Origin of the sequence: Mesorhizobium sp. B1-1-7 (genome assembly GCF_006442705.1) — a bacterium.
Lineage (GTDB): Bacteria > Pseudomonadota > Alphaproteobacteria > Rhizobiales > Rhizobiaceae > Mesorhizobium > Mesorhizobium opportunistum.
Genome location: NZ_VFWQ01000008.1, coordinates 138,083 through 153,030, shown reverse-complemented (window position 1 = coordinate 153,030; position 14,948 = coordinate 138,083). Strand labels below are relative to the sequence as shown.

The 14,948-nt window shown below is 64.4% G+C and carries 15 protein-coding genes; 13 read left to right on the top strand and 2 right to left on the bottom strand.

Going from position 1 to position 14,948, the window contains the following annotated elements:
- Positions 1-53: 53 nt before the first annotated feature.
- Both FJ978_RS15450 and FJ978_RS15445 read left to right on the top strand, forming a co-directional pair.
- Positions 54-1,313, top strand: a complete 1,260-nt coding sequence (locus FJ978_RS15450; RefSeq protein WP_140572788.1) for an ABC transporter substrate-binding protein — start codon at positions 54-56, stop codon at positions 1,311-1,313.
- A 213-nt stretch (positions 1,314-1,526) separates the two neighbouring features.
- Positions 1,527-2,927, top strand: coding sequence for an FAD-binding oxidoreductase (locus tag FJ978_RS15445; RefSeq protein ID WP_140572787.1), 1,401 nt, complete (start codon positions 1,527-1,529; stop codon positions 2,925-2,927).
- 79 nt (positions 2,928-3,006) lie between these two features.
- Here the strand turns inward: FJ978_RS15445 and pcaQ are convergent, their stop codons facing one another.
- A complete protein-coding gene (pcaQ, locus tag FJ978_RS15440; protein WP_140572786.1) occupies positions 3,007-3,924 on the bottom strand; it encodes a pca operon transcription factor PcaQ in 918 nt (305 codons plus the stop codon).
- Positions 3,925-4,016: 92 nt separating this feature from the next.
- On the opposite strand from pcaQ, the gene pcaD reads away from it, so the two are divergent.
- The 6 genes from pcaD to pobA are packed head-to-tail and all read left to right on the top strand — an operon-like array spanning position 4,017 to position 8,829.
- A complete protein-coding gene (gene pcaD, locus FJ978_RS15435; RefSeq protein ID WP_140572785.1) occupies positions 4,017-4,826 on the top strand; it encodes a 3-oxoadipate enol-lactonase in 810 nt (269 codons plus the stop codon).
- Positions 4,819-5,226, top strand: coding sequence for a 4-carboxymuconolactone decarboxylase (gene pcaC, locus FJ978_RS15430; protein WP_140572784.1), 408 nt, complete (start codon positions 4,819-4,821; stop codon positions 5,224-5,226). The genes pcaD and pcaC overlap by 8 nt, the downstream gene beginning before the upstream one ends.
- A complete protein-coding gene (pcaH, locus tag FJ978_RS15425; RefSeq protein ID WP_140572783.1) occupies positions 5,216-5,971 on the top strand; it encodes a protocatechuate 3,4-dioxygenase subunit beta in 756 nt (251 codons plus the stop codon). The genes pcaC and pcaH overlap by 11 nt, the downstream gene beginning before the upstream one ends.
- On the top strand, positions 5,971-6,585 hold the full coding sequence (pcaG, locus tag FJ978_RS15420; protein ID WP_140572782.1) for a protocatechuate 3,4-dioxygenase subunit alpha: 615 nt from the start codon (positions 5,971-5,973) through the stop codon (positions 6,583-6,585). The genes pcaH and pcaG overlap by 1 nt, the downstream gene beginning before the upstream one ends.
- Positions 6,586-6,604: 19 nt before the next feature.
- Positions 6,605-7,657, top strand: a complete 1,053-nt coding sequence (locus tag FJ978_RS15415) for a 3-carboxy-cis,cis-muconate cycloisomerase (protein ID WP_140572781.1) — start codon at positions 6,605-6,607, stop codon at positions 7,655-7,657.
- Entirely contained in the window at positions 7,657-8,829 is a 1,173-nt protein-coding gene (gene pobA / locus FJ978_RS15410; RefSeq protein ID WP_140572780.1) for a 4-hydroxybenzoate 3-monooxygenase, read from the top strand. Before FJ978_RS15415 ends, pobA begins: the two co-directional genes overlap by 1 nt.
- Before the next feature lie 88 nt (positions 8,830-8,917).
- Here the strand turns inward: pobA and FJ978_RS15405 are convergent, their stop codons facing one another.
- On the bottom strand, positions 8,918-9,589 hold the full coding sequence (locus FJ978_RS15405) for an FCD domain-containing protein (protein ID WP_013896893.1): 672 nt from the start codon (positions 9,587-9,589) through the stop codon (positions 8,918-8,920).
- 223 nt (positions 9,590-9,812) lie between these two features.
- Here FJ978_RS15405 and FJ978_RS15400 point away from each other — a divergent pair, with 223 nt between their 5' ends.
- From FJ978_RS15400 to FJ978_RS15380, 5 genes are read left to right on the top strand one after another with little or no spacing between them, the layout of a single operon-like run.
- Positions 9,813-10,691 (top strand): fumarylacetoacetate hydrolase family protein, encoded by an 879-nt coding sequence (locus tag FJ978_RS15400; RefSeq protein ID WP_140572779.1) that lies wholly within the window; start codon positions 9,813-9,815, stop codon positions 10,689-10,691.
- Positions 10,688-11,467: an alpha/beta fold hydrolase gene (locus FJ978_RS15395; RefSeq protein ID WP_140572778.1), complete on the top strand. Its 780-nt coding sequence runs from the start codon at positions 10,688-10,690 to the stop codon at positions 11,465-11,467. Before FJ978_RS15400 ends, FJ978_RS15395 begins: the two co-directional genes overlap by 4 nt.
- Before the next feature lie 52 nt (positions 11,468-11,519).
- A complete protein-coding gene (locus FJ978_RS15390; protein ID WP_013896890.1) occupies positions 11,520-12,848 on the top strand; it encodes an amidohydrolase family protein in 1,329 nt (442 codons plus the stop codon).
- A 44-nt stretch (positions 12,849-12,892) separates the two neighbouring features.
- Positions 12,893-13,894 carry a branched-chain amino acid ABC transporter permease gene (locus FJ978_RS15385; protein ID WP_181180415.1) on the top strand — a complete coding sequence of 334 codons (1,002 nt, stop codon included), beginning with the start codon at positions 12,893-12,895 and terminating at the stop codon, positions 13,892-13,894.
- A complete protein-coding gene (locus tag FJ978_RS15380; RefSeq protein WP_140572776.1) occupies positions 13,891-14,916 on the top strand; it encodes a branched-chain amino acid ABC transporter permease in 1,026 nt (341 codons plus the stop codon). The genes FJ978_RS15385 and FJ978_RS15380 overlap by 4 nt, the downstream gene beginning before the upstream one ends.
- Positions 14,917-14,948: the final 32 nt, after the last annotated feature.

Below are 14,948 nucleotides of genomic sequence, written 5' to 3'. Positions count from 1 at the left end.
CCAGAGATCAAATACAGCCAAGTAACTCAACAAGTAACTCAAGGGGAACAACAATGAGAAACACGATACTCCAACTCACCACGGCACTTGCCCTCGTCACGATGGCCGGTGCGGCGCAGGCCGCGGATTGCAAGATCACTGTCGGCCTCGTCATGGAACTGACCGGCCCGGCCGGCGAATACGGCCAGGCTGGGGCCAAGTCGGTCGAGATGGCCTTCCGCGACATCAACGCTGCCGGCGGCGTGCGCGGCTGCGATCTGGCGACCGACACGCGCGACAGCCAGAGCCAGGGCAATATCGCGGTCGATGCCGCCACACAGCTGGTTCAGGTCAAGAAGGTGCCGGTCATCATCGGTGGTATCATCTCTTCGGTGTCGATCCCGATCCTGACCTCGGTCACCGCGCCGGCCAAGATCGTCCAGGTCTCGCCGGCTTCGTCCTCGCCGACGCTGACGGCGCTTGGCCGCGACGGCAAGACCAACGGCATCTTCTTCCGCACCATCACTTCGGATGCGCTGCAAGGCGTCGCCGCCGCCAAATACGCCATCGACAAGGGCTTCAAGAAGCTGTCGATCATCCACGTCAACAACGACTTCGGCGTCAACATGGTGGCCGAATTCTCCCGTGCCTACAAAGCGCTCGGCGGCACCATCGTCTCCGACACACCCTACAACGAGAAGCAGTCGAGCTATGCCTCCGAAGTCACGGCGGCGATGGCCGGCGAGCCGGATGGCCTCTATCTCGTCAGCACGCCCGTCGATGGCGCGACGGTTGCCCGCACCTGGATTTCGCAGGGCGGCGTGCAGAAATTCCTGCTCAATGACGGCATGAACAGCCCGGACTTCATAGAATCCGTCGGCGCCGATTATCTGAAGGAGGCCTACGGCACCTCGTCGGGCACCAGCCCGACCGCCTCGACCGACTACTTCATGAAGAACTACAAGGAGTTCTCAGGCATCGAACCGTCGAACCCGGCGGCCGACCGTTCCTATGACGCGGGTGCCATCGTCGGTCTCGCCATCGCCATTGCCGGCTCCGAGGATCCGGCCAAGGTCAAGGACGCGATGTACAAGGCGGTCGACCCGGCCGGCACGCCCATCTTCGCCGGCAAGGACGAGTTCGCCAAGGCGCTCGGCCTGATCAAGGACGGCAAGCCGATCCGCTATGAAGGCGTCATCGGTCCGGTCGCCTTCGACAAATATGGCGACATCACCGGCCCGTTCCGGCTGTGGAAAATCGTCGACGGCAAGGTGACCACCGATGGCGAGATGACCACTGACGACGTCAACACCCTGCAGGCCAAGCTTCAGTAAGCTGACACAGTGCTCCGGCATCGATCGCGTCTTATTGTGATCGATGCCGGCACCGCCTGGGGCAGGCCGATATCGCTTGCACGGCACACGATCGCGAATAGGATCGGCGGACTGCAATGGAAGGATGGCGAGCGTGTTGGACAAGGATACTCATCGGGCCATCCGGTTGGTTCATGCAGACGACGCGCTTCGCCACGCAGGCAGCTAGGCCCGATGTCGCCTGAAACGGAACGACTTCTGTCCGCTCTTGGCGCTCGGCTGGGCGCGGGCGGCATCCTCGCCGGCTCCGATGTCGACCAGCGCTATCGCGACGATCCCGACGGCAAGCTCGGCGTGCTGCCCGAGCTGGTGCTGCGTCCGCGCGGCACCGAAGCCGTCGCGGCAGCACTTGCCGTGTGCAATGAGCTCTCCCAGCCGGTTGTGATCCAGGGTGGACGCAGCGGGCTGGCCGGCGGCACACGAGTCCAGCCGGGCGAGGTCGTGCTGTCACTGGAGCGCATGACCGGCCTTGCCGCTCCGGACCGGCAGGCCGCCAGCATCGTTGCCGAAGCGGGCGCGACGCTGCAGGCGGTGCAAGAGGCGGCCGACGGCGCTGGGCTGATGTTCGGCGTCGATATCGGCGCCCGCGGTTCGGCCACGATCGGCGGCAACATCGCCTCCAATGCCGGCGGCATCCGCGTGCTGCGCTATGGCATGTACCGGGCGCAGGTGCTGGGGCTGGAGGCCGTGCTTGCCGATGGCAGCGTGCTCACCTCGCTGAAAGGCCTGCCCAAGGACAATTCCGGCTACGACCTCGGCCAGCTCTTCATCGGCTCGGAAGGGACGCTCGGTGTCGTTACCCGCGCCGCGCTCCGGCTGCATCCGAAACCGGCATCTGAAGTGAACGCCTTCTGCGCGCTCGCTTCGCTCGATGCGGCCATCGCTCTGCTCGGGCTGCTGCGGCAAAAGCTCGGCCCGCTGCTGTCCGCCTATGAGGTGAATTTCGCGCCGCTCTACGACATCATGGTCGCCAGCATGGCGATGCCGGCGCCGCTGCCGGCGGGCTCTCCAGTCTATGTGCTGGCCGAGATCCAGGGCAGTGAGCCCGAGCGCGACGGCGAGCGCTTCGCCGCGGTGCTGATGCAGGCGGTCGAGGATGGCGTGATCGACGATGTGGTGGTGTCGCAGTCGCCGCGCGAATTCCGGGCGCTCTGGGACGTGCGGGAGGATGCCAACCGCGTCCTGTTCTCGATGAAGGGTCTGATCGGCGTCGACATCAGCATTCCGCTGGCGCACATGAGCGCGTTCCTGCAGGAAGCGGACACCGCCATCCATGCCGTCGACCCCGGTGCCGACATCTATGTCTTCGGCCATCTCGGCGACGGCAATCTGCATTATCAGGTCATGACCGCGGATCCGGCGGCGGCCTATGGCATTGTCTATCGTGGCGTGGCGGCGGCAGGCGGCGGCGTTTCGGCCGAGCACGGCATCGGCCTCGATAAGAAACAGTGGCTTCATCTGGTGCGCAGCGACGCCGAAATCGCCACGATGCGGCGGCTGAAGGCAGCGCTCGACCCGAAGAACATCCTAAATCGAGGACGAGTCTTCGATCTCGACCCGACAGGCTTGCCCTGAGCGCGACGCCGGCCTCGACTGGTCTCCGCCCGATCAGAACCCCAGCCGGCTGGCGGGCTTGCCTGAACGGTCCAGCACCTCAGTTGCCTTGCCTTGCCGCTTCGCGAATGGTCTGCAGCAGGATGATGAAGGCGGGCGAGGGGGGAGTATCCGTGCGCATCGTCAGGCCGACGGGCCCCCTGGTCTCCTCGGTGTTTACCGGCAAGGCGACGAAGGCGCCGCTGGCGATCTCATTGGCCACCACGCCGGCCGAAATGATCCACACCGCATTGCTCTGGCGCGTGAAGGAGCGGCCGAAGGAATCCGAGACGGTTTCGATCTCGGTGGCCGGAGCGGTCATGCCGTTGGTGATGAACAGGCGATCGACGAAGGGACGGATGACGGATTCCCGCGTCGGCATCAGCACCGGGAATTCGTCGAGCCTGGCGAAGATATCCGCCCCCGGCTCCAGCAGCGGATGTCCGGCCCGCACCACGAACAGCACCGGCTCGGAGTAGAGGTGCTCGAAGAAGAAGCCGGTCATGTTCTCGGGTGCGGCCAGCCGTCCGACGACGAGGTCGAGCGCGCCGGTGCGCAGTTGCTCCAGCAGCACAGCGTTCTCGCCGGTGACGATCTTGATCGCCGCCCCGGTATTTTCCCTAAGGAACAGGCTCATCGCCTGTGGCATGACCTTTGCCGACACCGTCGGTAGCGCGCCGATACGGATCGGATGGCGATTGATGGCACCGTCCTGGCGAACGGAATCGACACCGCGCTTCAAAGCCGTGATCGCTGTGCCAGCATGGCCAAGGAAAATCTCGCCAAGCCTTGTGACCCGGATGCCGCGCCCGTCACGCTCGACAACGGCGACACCGAGCGCCTCCTCCAATTCACGCAGGGTCTTGGTCACCGCCGGCGCGCTGACATGCAGGAAGTCGGCGGCACGGGCCACGCTTCCCTGTCGCGCGACCTCCAGGAACGCCTGCAGATGACGAAACCGGATGCGGTTTTCGGACATGGTTTGATAACCCCTGAGTTAATGAAACGGCGTAAAATATCATTTTACCGAACCAAATGCCTCGTGCAATGTAGGGATGGAGGATCGAAATCGTGCCATTCGTCACCATCGGCGGCATCACGCTGCACCATCGATATGTCGAGGCAAGCGGCAAGGCGCCTCCGATTGTGTTCATCAATTCGCTCGGCACCGACTTCCGGATCTGGGACGATGTCGTCTCGGCGCTTGATGGGGAAATGCCCTTGCTGGTCTATGACAAGCGCGGCCACGGGCTGTCCGACATCGGTGATATCGGCTCGATCGACGATCATGTTGATGACCTCTCGGCGCTCATCGATCACTTCGGGCTAGAGAAGGTCGTGCTGTGCGGCCTGTCGGTCGGCGGCATGGTCGCGCAAGGGCTCTATGCCAGGCGCCCCGAGATCGTCGAGGCCATGATCCTGTGCGACACGGCGCACAAGATCGGCATGGCGGAGAGCTGGAACACGCGCATCGCGACGGTCGAAAGCAAGGGCATCCAGGCCATTGCCGATGGCGTGCTGAAAGTCTGGTTCACCCCCACTCTCCACACGACGCGGGGGGCCGAGCTGGATGGCTATTGGAACATGATGACCCGGCAGACCCTGGCCGGTTACGTCGGGACCTGCAAGGCGGTTCGTGACGCGGATTTCACCGAAGCCGCGCGCCGCATCGAGGTCCCCACCCTTTGCATCGTCGGCGACCAGGATGGCTCGACGCCCCCCGATCTTGTCCGCTCGCTGGCCGCTCTGATCCCCGGCGCGCGCTTCGAGATCATCCGCGATGCCGGGCATATTCCTTGCGTCGAGCAGCCCGAGGCGCTCACCGCGCTGATCCGCGGTTTTGTCGCGTCGCTTGCCCCTGGAGCGGAAACTCATGGATGAAGCCCCCGGCAACACCGCCAGATATAGCACCGGTCTTGCGGTGCGCCGCTCCGTGCTCGGCGATCGGCATGTCGACCGCGCGGAGATCGCCGCCACCGATTTCGACCAGCCCTTCCAGGAGTTGATCACCGAAGCGGCCTGGGGAACGGTGTGGGCGCGGCCGGGCTTCAGCAAGCGCGAACGCTCGATCGTCACGCTGGCGCTGCTGGCCGCGCTCGGCCATGATGAGGAGGTCGCCATGCATGTGCGTGCCACCGCCAACACCGGTGCGACGCGCGAGGATATCTGCGAAGCATTCCTGCATGTCGCCATCTATGCCGGCGTGCCGGCCGCCAACCGTGCCTTCAAGATCGCCAAGGACGTGTTTTCGGAAATGGACGGAGCCGACAATGGCCGTTGAATCCGGATCGAACCGGAGGCCCGAGACCGGCGCCTTTTTCCAGCGCGACCGGACATGGCATCCGCCGCCGCTGACGCCCAACTACAAGACTTCGGTGTTGCGCTCGCCGCAGAAGGCGCTGCTTGCTTTTGACAACACGCTGTCGGAACTATCGGGCCCTGTATTCGGTCACGCCATGCTGGGCGAACTCGATGCCGACCTGATCCACAATTTCGCCAAGCCCGGCGAGAGCGCGATCGGCGAGCGCGTCATTGTCTATGGACGGGTGCTCGACGAGCGCGGCGTCGGCGTGCCCGGTGCGTTGCTGGAATTCTGGCAGGCCAATGCTGGCGGCCGCTATCGCCACAAGAAGGACGGCTATCTGGCCCCGCTCGACCCGAATTTCGGCGGTTGCGGCCGCACCATATCTGGCGATGATGGCGGCTACGCCTTTCGCACCGTCAAGCCCGGCCCCTATCCCTGGCCGAACGGGCCGAACGACTGGCGGCCCTCGCACATCCATTTCTCGATCTTCGGCCACGGCTTCGCGCAGCGGCTGATCACGCAAATGTATTTCGAGGGCGATCCGCTGATCTGGCGCTGCCCGATCGCGCGCGGCATTCCCGACAAGGCCGCCATCGAGACGCTGATCGCCGCGCTCGACATGCAGGCGACGGTCCCCTTCGACGCGCGCGCCTACAAGTTCGACATCGTGCTGCGTGGGCGGCGTTCCTCGCTGTTCGAAAACCGGCTGGAGGGCAATTGATGGCCCAGTCGCTCGACCGGCTTCGGGAAAGCCCTTCGCAGACCGCGGGACCTTACGTCCACATCGGACTGACGCCCAATTTCTGCGGCATCGGCGGCGTCTATCCGACCGACCTCGGTTCGACCATGGTCAACGACAAGACCCGGGGCGAGCGCATCGGTCTCAAGATCCGGGTGCTCGATGGTACCGGCACGCCGCTCAAGGACGCGCTGATCGAGATCTGGCAGGCGGACGCCGACGGGCTCTACAATTCGCCGGCCGAGATACGCGGCGCCGCCGATCCGAATTTCCAGGGCTGGGGCCGTTGTCCGACCGACATGGACACCGGTCTGTGCGCCTTCGAGACGATCAAGCCGGGACGCGTGCCGTTCGGCGATGGCCGCCTGATGGCGCCACACATCACGCTCTGGATCGTCGCGCGCGGCATCAATCTCGGCCTGCACACGAGGCTCTATTTTTCCGATGAGGAAAAGGCCAATGCGCAGGATCCGATCCTGGCGCGCATCGAGCACCGCATCCGCGTGCCGACGCTGATCGCCGAGCGCAAGGGTGACGCCTACATCTTCGACATCCATCTCCAAGGGGAGAAGGAAACGGTCTTCTTCGACAGCTGATGGTCAGGAGAATCGGGACATGACCGTATCGCCCTTCGACCATCCGTTGCTCTCCGCCCTTCTCGGGGACGAGGAGGCATCGAGGCATTTTTCCGTTGAAGCAGAAATCGAGGCGGCGCTGGCATTCGAGAGCGCGTTGGCCGAAGTGGAGGCGGAGAACGGGATCATCACCAGGGATGCGTCGGCCGCGATCATGGCGGCGCTGGCCTCGTTCCGGCCGGACACGTCCCTGTTGCGGGCCGGCGTCGCCAGGGACGGCGTCATGGTTCCGGAACTTGTGCGCCAGCTCAGAATGACGGTCGGCGAACCGCATGGCGACAAGGCGCATTTCGGCGCCACCAGCCAGGACGTCCTCGACACCGGCCTTGTGCTCCGGCTGAAATCCGTCGTCGAGCACCTCGGCCTGCTGCTGACCGAGACCGTCATACGGCTGACCTCACTGGAGGAGCGCTTCGGGGGCAGGCCGCTGACCGGAATGACGCGCATGCAGCCGGCGATCCCTATTCAGGTGGCGGATCGCGTGAGGGCGTGGCGGGCGCCACTGCAGCGGCATCAGGAGCGATTGTCGGAACAGTCCAGGCGCTTGCTGGTGGTGCAGTTCGGCGGCGCTGCCGGCACGCTGGAAAAGCTTGGCGACAAAGGGGCGGCGGTACGCGCGGCACTGGCCGCGAAACTCGGTCTTGCGGACGCGCCGCAATGGCACAGCCAGCGCGACGCGCTCGCCGACTTTGCCGGCTGGCTGTCGCTGGTGACCGGCAGCCTCGGCAAGTTCGGCCAGGATATTGCGCTGATGGCGCAAGGGGGGACCGATATCGCGCTTTCCGGCGGTGGCGGCTCATCGGCCATGCCGCACAAGCAGAACCCGGTGAAGGCCGAAGCGCTGGTGGCGCTCGCCCGCTTCAATGCCACGCAGCTTTCCGGCATGCATCAGGCGCTGGTGCATGAGCAGGAGCGGTCGGGCACGGCTTGGACGCTGGAATGGCTGCTGCTGCCGCAGATGGCCGTGGCAACCGCCGCATCGCTGCGCCTTGCCGCCGAACTGGCCGCACAGGTGGAAAGCCTCGGCCACTGATGCGCGCGCAGGTCGTGATCGTCGGCTCGGGACCCTCCGGCCTGCTGCTTGGCCAGCTTCTGGCCGGCATCGGCGTTGAGACGGTCATCCTTGAGCGATCCAGCCGTGAGCATGTGCTTGGCCGCGTGCGCGCCGGCGTGCTCGAACAGGGCACGGTCGAACTGCTGGAAGAGGCTGGTGCTGCTGCAAGACTGCATGCCGAAGGCCTGCCGCATTCCGGCATTTCGCTCGCTTTCGACGGACGCCTGCACCGCATCGACCTGTCGGCGCTGACTGGCGGCAAGCATGTCACGGTCTATGGCCAGACCGAAGTGACGCATGATCTGATGGACAAACGCGAGGCGGCCGGGCTCGTCACCGTCTATGAGGCCGCTGACGTCGCGTTGCACGATTTCGATGGCGCCGCACCTTTCGTCACTTATGACAGGGACGGCGTAAGCCGTCGCATCGATTGCGACTTCATTGCCGGCTGCGATGGCTATCACGGCGTCAGCCGCAAATCGGTGCCTGAAAGCGCGCTGAAAATCTTCGAGCGGCACTATCCGTTCGGCTGGCTCGGCGTGCTGGCCGAAGTGCCGCCAGCCGATCATGAGTTGGTCTACGCCAATCACGAGCGGGGTTTTGCACTGTGTTCGATGCGCTCGACGCACCGCAGCCGCTACTATGTGCAGTGCCCCGAGGGCGATCGCGTCGAGGCGTGGTCGGATGACCGCTTCTGGGACGAATTGCGCCGCCGTTTGCCGGCACGGACGGCGGCGAGCGTCGTCACCGGGCCATCCTTCGAGAAGTCGATCGCGCCGCTGCGTTCCTTCGTCGCCGAGCCGCTGCGTTTCGGCCGGCTGTTCCTGGTCGGCGACGCCGCCCACATCGTGCCGCCGACCGGCGCCAAGGGCCTCAACCTCGCCGCCAGCGACGTGCGCTATCTCTTTGCCGGCCTGCGCGATTTCTACGCCGAGAAATCAAGCGAAGGCATTGACGCCTATTCGCAAAAGGCGCTGGCGCGGGTCTGGAAGGCGGTGCGCTTTTCCTGGTGGATGACGACCATCCTGCATCGTTTTCCCGACACCGGCGACTTCGGCCAGCGCATCCAGGAGGCCGAACTCGACTATCTCGTCCACTCGCGGGCGGCGTCGACGGCGCTTGCCGAGAACTATGTCGGCCTTCCCTATTGAAGGCTCTTTCTTCGGCGCGATTCCGAGGAAGAAGCTGTGCGGTTTTAACGGGAAACCGCCCTGCTGCCCGCGCCTCCCATTCCGGTTGCTACCGTCCGAGCAGATTGCGCTCGACAGTCCGCAGATGCGCCAGCATGGCCTGGCTGGCGCTCTCGGGATCACGGCGCAGCAGCGCATCGAGAACGGTCTGGTGCTCGCTGCAATAGATGCTGCGGCGTTCCTCCGAAAAGGACCGCTTCTTCATTTCGAACCACGGCGCCTGATTGCGCAGGATGCGCATCAGATTGTGGATCTCCTTGAGGAAGTCGTTGCGCGAGCACGCGAAGATGCGGTGGTGAAACTCCGCGTCCCAGTGCTCGAAGGTCGGCATGTCCTGCGATTCCGAAGCGATCTTGTGCGCCTCGCGCACCGCGTTGAGTTCCATGGCGCTGGCATTGGTGGCGGCGAACGCCGCCGCCGCCGGTTCCAGCAATTGCCGGATCTCCATCATGTCGGCGGGGCTGGTGCCTTCCATCCGGCCGACAACCGCCGCCATCGACGCCGGGTTGGTGGTGGTCAGGAACGTACCGCGCCCGACATGCCGCACCACCGTGCCGTCATCCTCGAGGAAGGACACCGCGCGCCGCACCGTGTTGCGCGCGACGCCGAATTCGCTCGCCAGGTCGCGCTCCGGCGGCATGCGGCCATTCTCGATCCATTCGCCGGAAGAGATCCGTTTCTTCAGCGCCGTGGCGATATCGTTGGCGACGAGCTTTGGCATGTCTGGCCACCTTTATCTGATCCAATATTGAACCATCGTTAGCAGCTTCCGGTGCTGTCGTCCACCGTGCCGCGTCGCCGCTATCCCAGCGGAGCCGGCCGCAACAGCCTCATTCCTTTTTGGCGTGACCAGTCCAGATTCCACTTGCGGCCTAAACCAATCGGCGCTAGCGTGTAACAAAAGAGCGAAGAATTGGCTCAGTATTGGTTCAGGGAGGATGGGAATGCGGGTCGCGACTTTTTCGATCGCCGGCGAACGTCGCGTGGGTCTTGTCGACCTCGATGCTGAGACCATCGCGCCTTTCGATTTTTCGGTCGACCAGGCCAGATCCGGTATCCTGGCCTTGATCGAGCGCAATGGCGCCGGCATCCCTCGCACCCTGTCGCCGATCCCGTTGGCGCAGGTCGAGATCGAGGCGCCAATCCCGCAGCCGCGCCGCAACATCTTCTGCGTCGGCAAGAATTATCACGAGCATGCGCATGAGTTCGCCCGCAGCGGCTTCGATTCCAGCGCCGGTGCGGGCGCGATCCCGAAACACCCGATCATCTTTTCCAAAGTGCCTGAATCGGTCGTCGCCAACCATGCCAGCGTGCTGATCGATCCGTCGGTCTCGACGGCCATCGACTACGAGGCGGAGCTGGCCGTCATCATCGGCAAGGGCGGGCGCGGCATTTCCAGGGAAGAGGCGCTCGACCACGTCTGGGGCTATACCATCGTCAACGACGTCACCGCGCGCGACCTGCAAGGCAAGTACAGCCAGTGGCTGATCGGCAAATCGCAGGACACGTTCTGCCCGATGGGGCCATGGGCGGTGACCAGGGACGAGCTTGATCTGGCCACCGCCGGTATCCGCTGTTTCGTCAACGAGGACCTGCGCCAGGATTCCCGGATTTCGCTGCTGATCTTCGATATCCCGACCATCATCGCCACGCTGTCGCAAGGCATCACGCTGAGGCCCGGCGACATCATTGCCACCGGCACGCCGGTCGGTGTCGGCATTGGCTTCGATCCGCCGAAATACCTCAAGGCGGGCGACGTCGTGCGCATCGAGATCGACGGCATCGGCACGTTGGAAAACCGCTTCGCGGAGCATGCGCAATGACCACGGTGACAGTTGGCCAGGTCGTTGCGGAAGTCGTCGGCGAAGGTACAGCCGTGGTGATGATCCATGGTCTCGGCGGCACGTCCAACATGTTCCAGCCGCAGATGGCGGCACTTTCCGGCTATCGCGTCATCCGGCTCGACCTGCCGGGTTCCGGCCGTTCGCCGCGCCCGATCGAGCCGCTGACCGTTGAAGGGATGAGCGAGGCGGTGGTCCGCGCCATGGCGGGCATGGGGGTCACATCAGCGCATTTCGTCGGCCATTCGATGGGCACCATCGTTTGCCAGCAGATTGCAGCAGCGCAGCCTTCACTGGTCGCCTCTCTGGCGCTGTTCGGCGCCCTGGCGGAACCGACCGAGGCGACCAGGCAAGGGCTCGCCAACCGGGCCCGGTTGGCGCGCTCGGGCGGCATCGCCGACATCGCCGACCAGATCGTCGCCAATGCGATTTCGGCGCACACCAGGGAGACCTCGCCGGCCGCCGTCGCCTTCGTGCGGGAATCGATCACCCGCCAGGATCCGGAATCCTATGCCCGCACCTGCGAAGCGCTGGCAAAGGCGACCGCTGTCGATGCGAGAAGGATTTCGGCGCCAACGCTGCTCGTCACCGGCGACGCCGACACCGTCAATCCACCCGGCGTCGGGCAGGCGCTTGCCGACAAGATCAAGGGGGCCATATTCTCCTCGCTTGATCGGTGCGGGCACTGGGCCACGGTGGAAAGCCCGCGCGAAAGCAGCTCGAAGCTCGCCGATTTTTTGAGACGGGTTGATAGGTGAGGATTTCTGATCGGGCGTAGAACTACGCGCTCGGCAAGTTGGGAGGCTTGTTATGGCAGACGACAGCTGGAACGCAAACGGCTCGGGCAGCACGCTCTTCACCAATGTGCGCGTGCTCGACGCGACAGGTGAATATCCCTACACCGGCGAAGTGCTGGTGCAGGGTAACCGCATCAAGCAGATCACCAAGGGCTCATCGCGCTTCGGCGCGCCTTCGTCTTCATCCTATGGTGGTGGTGCTACGGTGATCGACGGCATGGGCGCCACCCTGATGCCGGGTATGATCGACGCCCATCTGCATCTGTCCTGGAACAACGCGCCTGGCATCGATCCCATCCAGATGATGGAGGTCGAGGAGCACATGCTGGTCACCATGGAGATGGCCAAGCTGGTGCTCGACGCCGGCTTTACCGCCGGCCGGGGTGCCGCCGCCGCCAAGCCGCGCCTCGATGTCGTCGCCAAGAAATTCATCAATCAGGGCCGCTTCCCCGGACCGCGCTATCTCGCGGCGGGGCCGGAGATCACCACGGTCGGCGGCCTCGGCGATTCCGCGCCGTCGCACATTCCGCATGAGGGGCTCAATCTCGGCCTCGTCGTCTCCGGTCCGGAGGAAATCCGCCGCACCGTGCGCCAGCTGATCAAATACGGCGTCGATTCGATAAAACTCAACCTGTCGGGCGAGAGCATCACTGGCATGGGCGCCGAGGAGACGCCGATGTCGGAGGAGGAGGTTGCCATGGCCGCTTCCGAGGCGCGCTGCCGCAACAAGGTGCTGTCGGCGCATGCGCGTTCCTCCGGCTCGGTCAAGCAATGCGTCCGCCACGGCATCCAGAACATCTACCACGCCTCCTTCGCCGACGAGGAAGCGCTCGACATGCTCGAGGCGGTCAAGGACAAGCACTTCGTCGCGCCGGGCATCGCCTGGCTGATCAACACCGCGCGCCATGCCGAGCAATGGGGCATCAAGCCGGGCTCGCCGCTGTCGCTCGAATATGAGCGCGAGCTCGAAATGTGCGTCGAGACGATGAAGAAGATGCACCGGCGCGGCATCCGCGTCTGCATCGGCGGCGACTACGGCTTTGCCTGGACGCCGCAGGGCACTAACGCAAAGGACATCCAGACCTTCGTCGAAATGCTCGGCTTCTCGCCGATGGAGGCGATCCAGGCCGGCACCAAATATGGCGGCCAGATCATGAACATGGGTGACGAGCTCGGCCTGATCAAGGAAGGCTATCTCGCCGACATCCTGCTGGTCGATGGCGACCCGATCTCGGATGTGCGCATCCTGCAGGACAAGAACCGCATCCTCGCCATCATGAAGGACGGCAAGTTCCACAAGGCGCCGCGCATGAACGAGCAGCGCCGGCGGCTGACTGCATGAGCCTGCTCGACCAGCCAACTTCGTCGTCGCTCTCAAGCGGCGGCATGATGCGCAGGCAGGCCTGGAGCCTCGTCGGCCTGCTTGCCGCGGCGATCGTCGCGTGGCTGGTCTTTGCCGTCTGGCCGGATTGGCTGAACGCGATCCTGATCTCCAAGAAGGCTTTCGTCAGCGCCATCCTCAACGGCATCACGCTGGCCGGCCTCTATTTCCTCGTCGCCAGCGGCTTCACGCTGATCTTCGGCCTGATGCGCAACGTCAATCTCGCGCATGGCTCGCTCTATCTGCTCGGCGCCTATATCGGCTACGAGGTCACCAACCGCACCGGCTATTGGCTGCTCGGCGTGGCAGCCGGTTTCGCCGTATTGGCCATTGTCGGCGTCGTCATGCAGGTCTTCGTCTTCCGTCGCCTCGAAGGCGACGATCTGCGCCAGACGCTGGTCTCGATCGGCATTTCGATCGTCGCCGCCGATTTGATGCTCGCTGTGTGGGCCGGCGGCACTTACCAGATCACCACGCCGGAATGGCTTGACGGTGCCTTGACCTTGCCGGTCATCACCGCGGTGCGCTCCAACGGCGCCTCGGTCTTCCTCACCTATCCGCTCTACCGCGTCGTCGTGCTGGCCGCGGCAATCGTTATCGGCGTCGGCCTCTGGCTGATGCTGCATAAGACACGCGTCGGCATGATGATCCGCGCCGGCGTCGACGACCGCGCCATGCTGCAGGCATCCGGGGTCAACGTGCACGCGGTGTTCGCCATCGTCTTTGCCGTCGGCGCTGGCCTCGCCGGCTTTGCCGGCGTCGTCGGCGGTTCGGCGCTTTCGGTCGCGCCCGGCGAGGACGTGCGTTATCTCCTGGCTTCGCTGGTCGTCGTCATCGTCGGCGGCATGGGCTCGATCACTGGGGCCGCCATCGGCGCGCTGCTCATCGGTCTCGCCGAGCAGATCGGCCTCGTCTACTTCCCGACCTACGGCATCGTGCTGACCTTCGTCATCATGGTGGTGACGCTGGCGGTCAGGCCACAGGGCATCATGGGGAAGGCGCGATGAGCCTGGCCATCGCCACCACCAGCGCCACGCAGCCGAACTGGCTGGAGAAGCTCGGCGCCGGCCACATCATCCTTGGCGTCGCACTGGTGCTTTATCCGCTGGTGGCATCCGATTTCTTCCTGACGCAGATCGGCGGCTATTCGCTGATCTTCGGCATGCTGGGCCTGTCGCTGATGCTGCTCGCCGGCTATGGCGGCATGGTCAGCCTGGCACAGATCACGGTCGCCGGCATCTCCGCCTACGCCATCGCCATCCTGGGCAACAACAATTCCAGCATCCTCGGCCTCGGCTGGCCGTGGTGGCTCGCGGTGCCGTTCGCGGTTCTGGCGGCGGCACTGGCATCGGCGCTGATCGGCTGGATCTCGGTGCGCACCGAGGGCATCTACACAATCATGATCACGCTGGCGATCGCCACCGCGACTTACTATTTCGCACAGCAGAACTACGCCATCTTCAACGGCCATTCCGGCTATGCCGGTATCCGCGCGCCAGTGTTCTGGGGCATCGGCTGGCGCGACGCGAAGCCGTTCTACTATCTCTGCCTTGGCCTCGCGGTGCTGTCCTATGCGGCGGTGCTCTACGGCTCGCGCTCGACCTTCGGCATGACCTTGCAGGCGATCCGCGACAACCCGCGTCGCATGCGTGCGCTTGGCTATCACGTCACCGCGCACAAGGTCGTCGCTTGGGCTTTGGCGGGCGTCATCGCCGGACTGGCGGGCGTGCTGCTGGTCTGGTTCAACGGCCGCGTCTCGCCCGGCACCATCGGCGTCGACGCGGCGATCGACGTGCTGATAATCGCCGTCATCGGCGGCCTGCGCCATCCGATCGGGCCGTTCCTTGGCGCGCTCGTCGTCGTCCTGATGCAGACCTTCGCCATCGACATCGTTGGTGCGGAGCGTTTCAACACGCTGATCGGCTTGGTGTTCCTGGTGATCGTCTTCGTCTCACCGGATGGAATTCTTGGGTTGTGGGGGAGGATCAAGCCACATCTTGCCCAGGAGTCCTTGCGTCCCGGGCCTTAGCAACCGGGATGGAATGAACCACTGCAAAATGA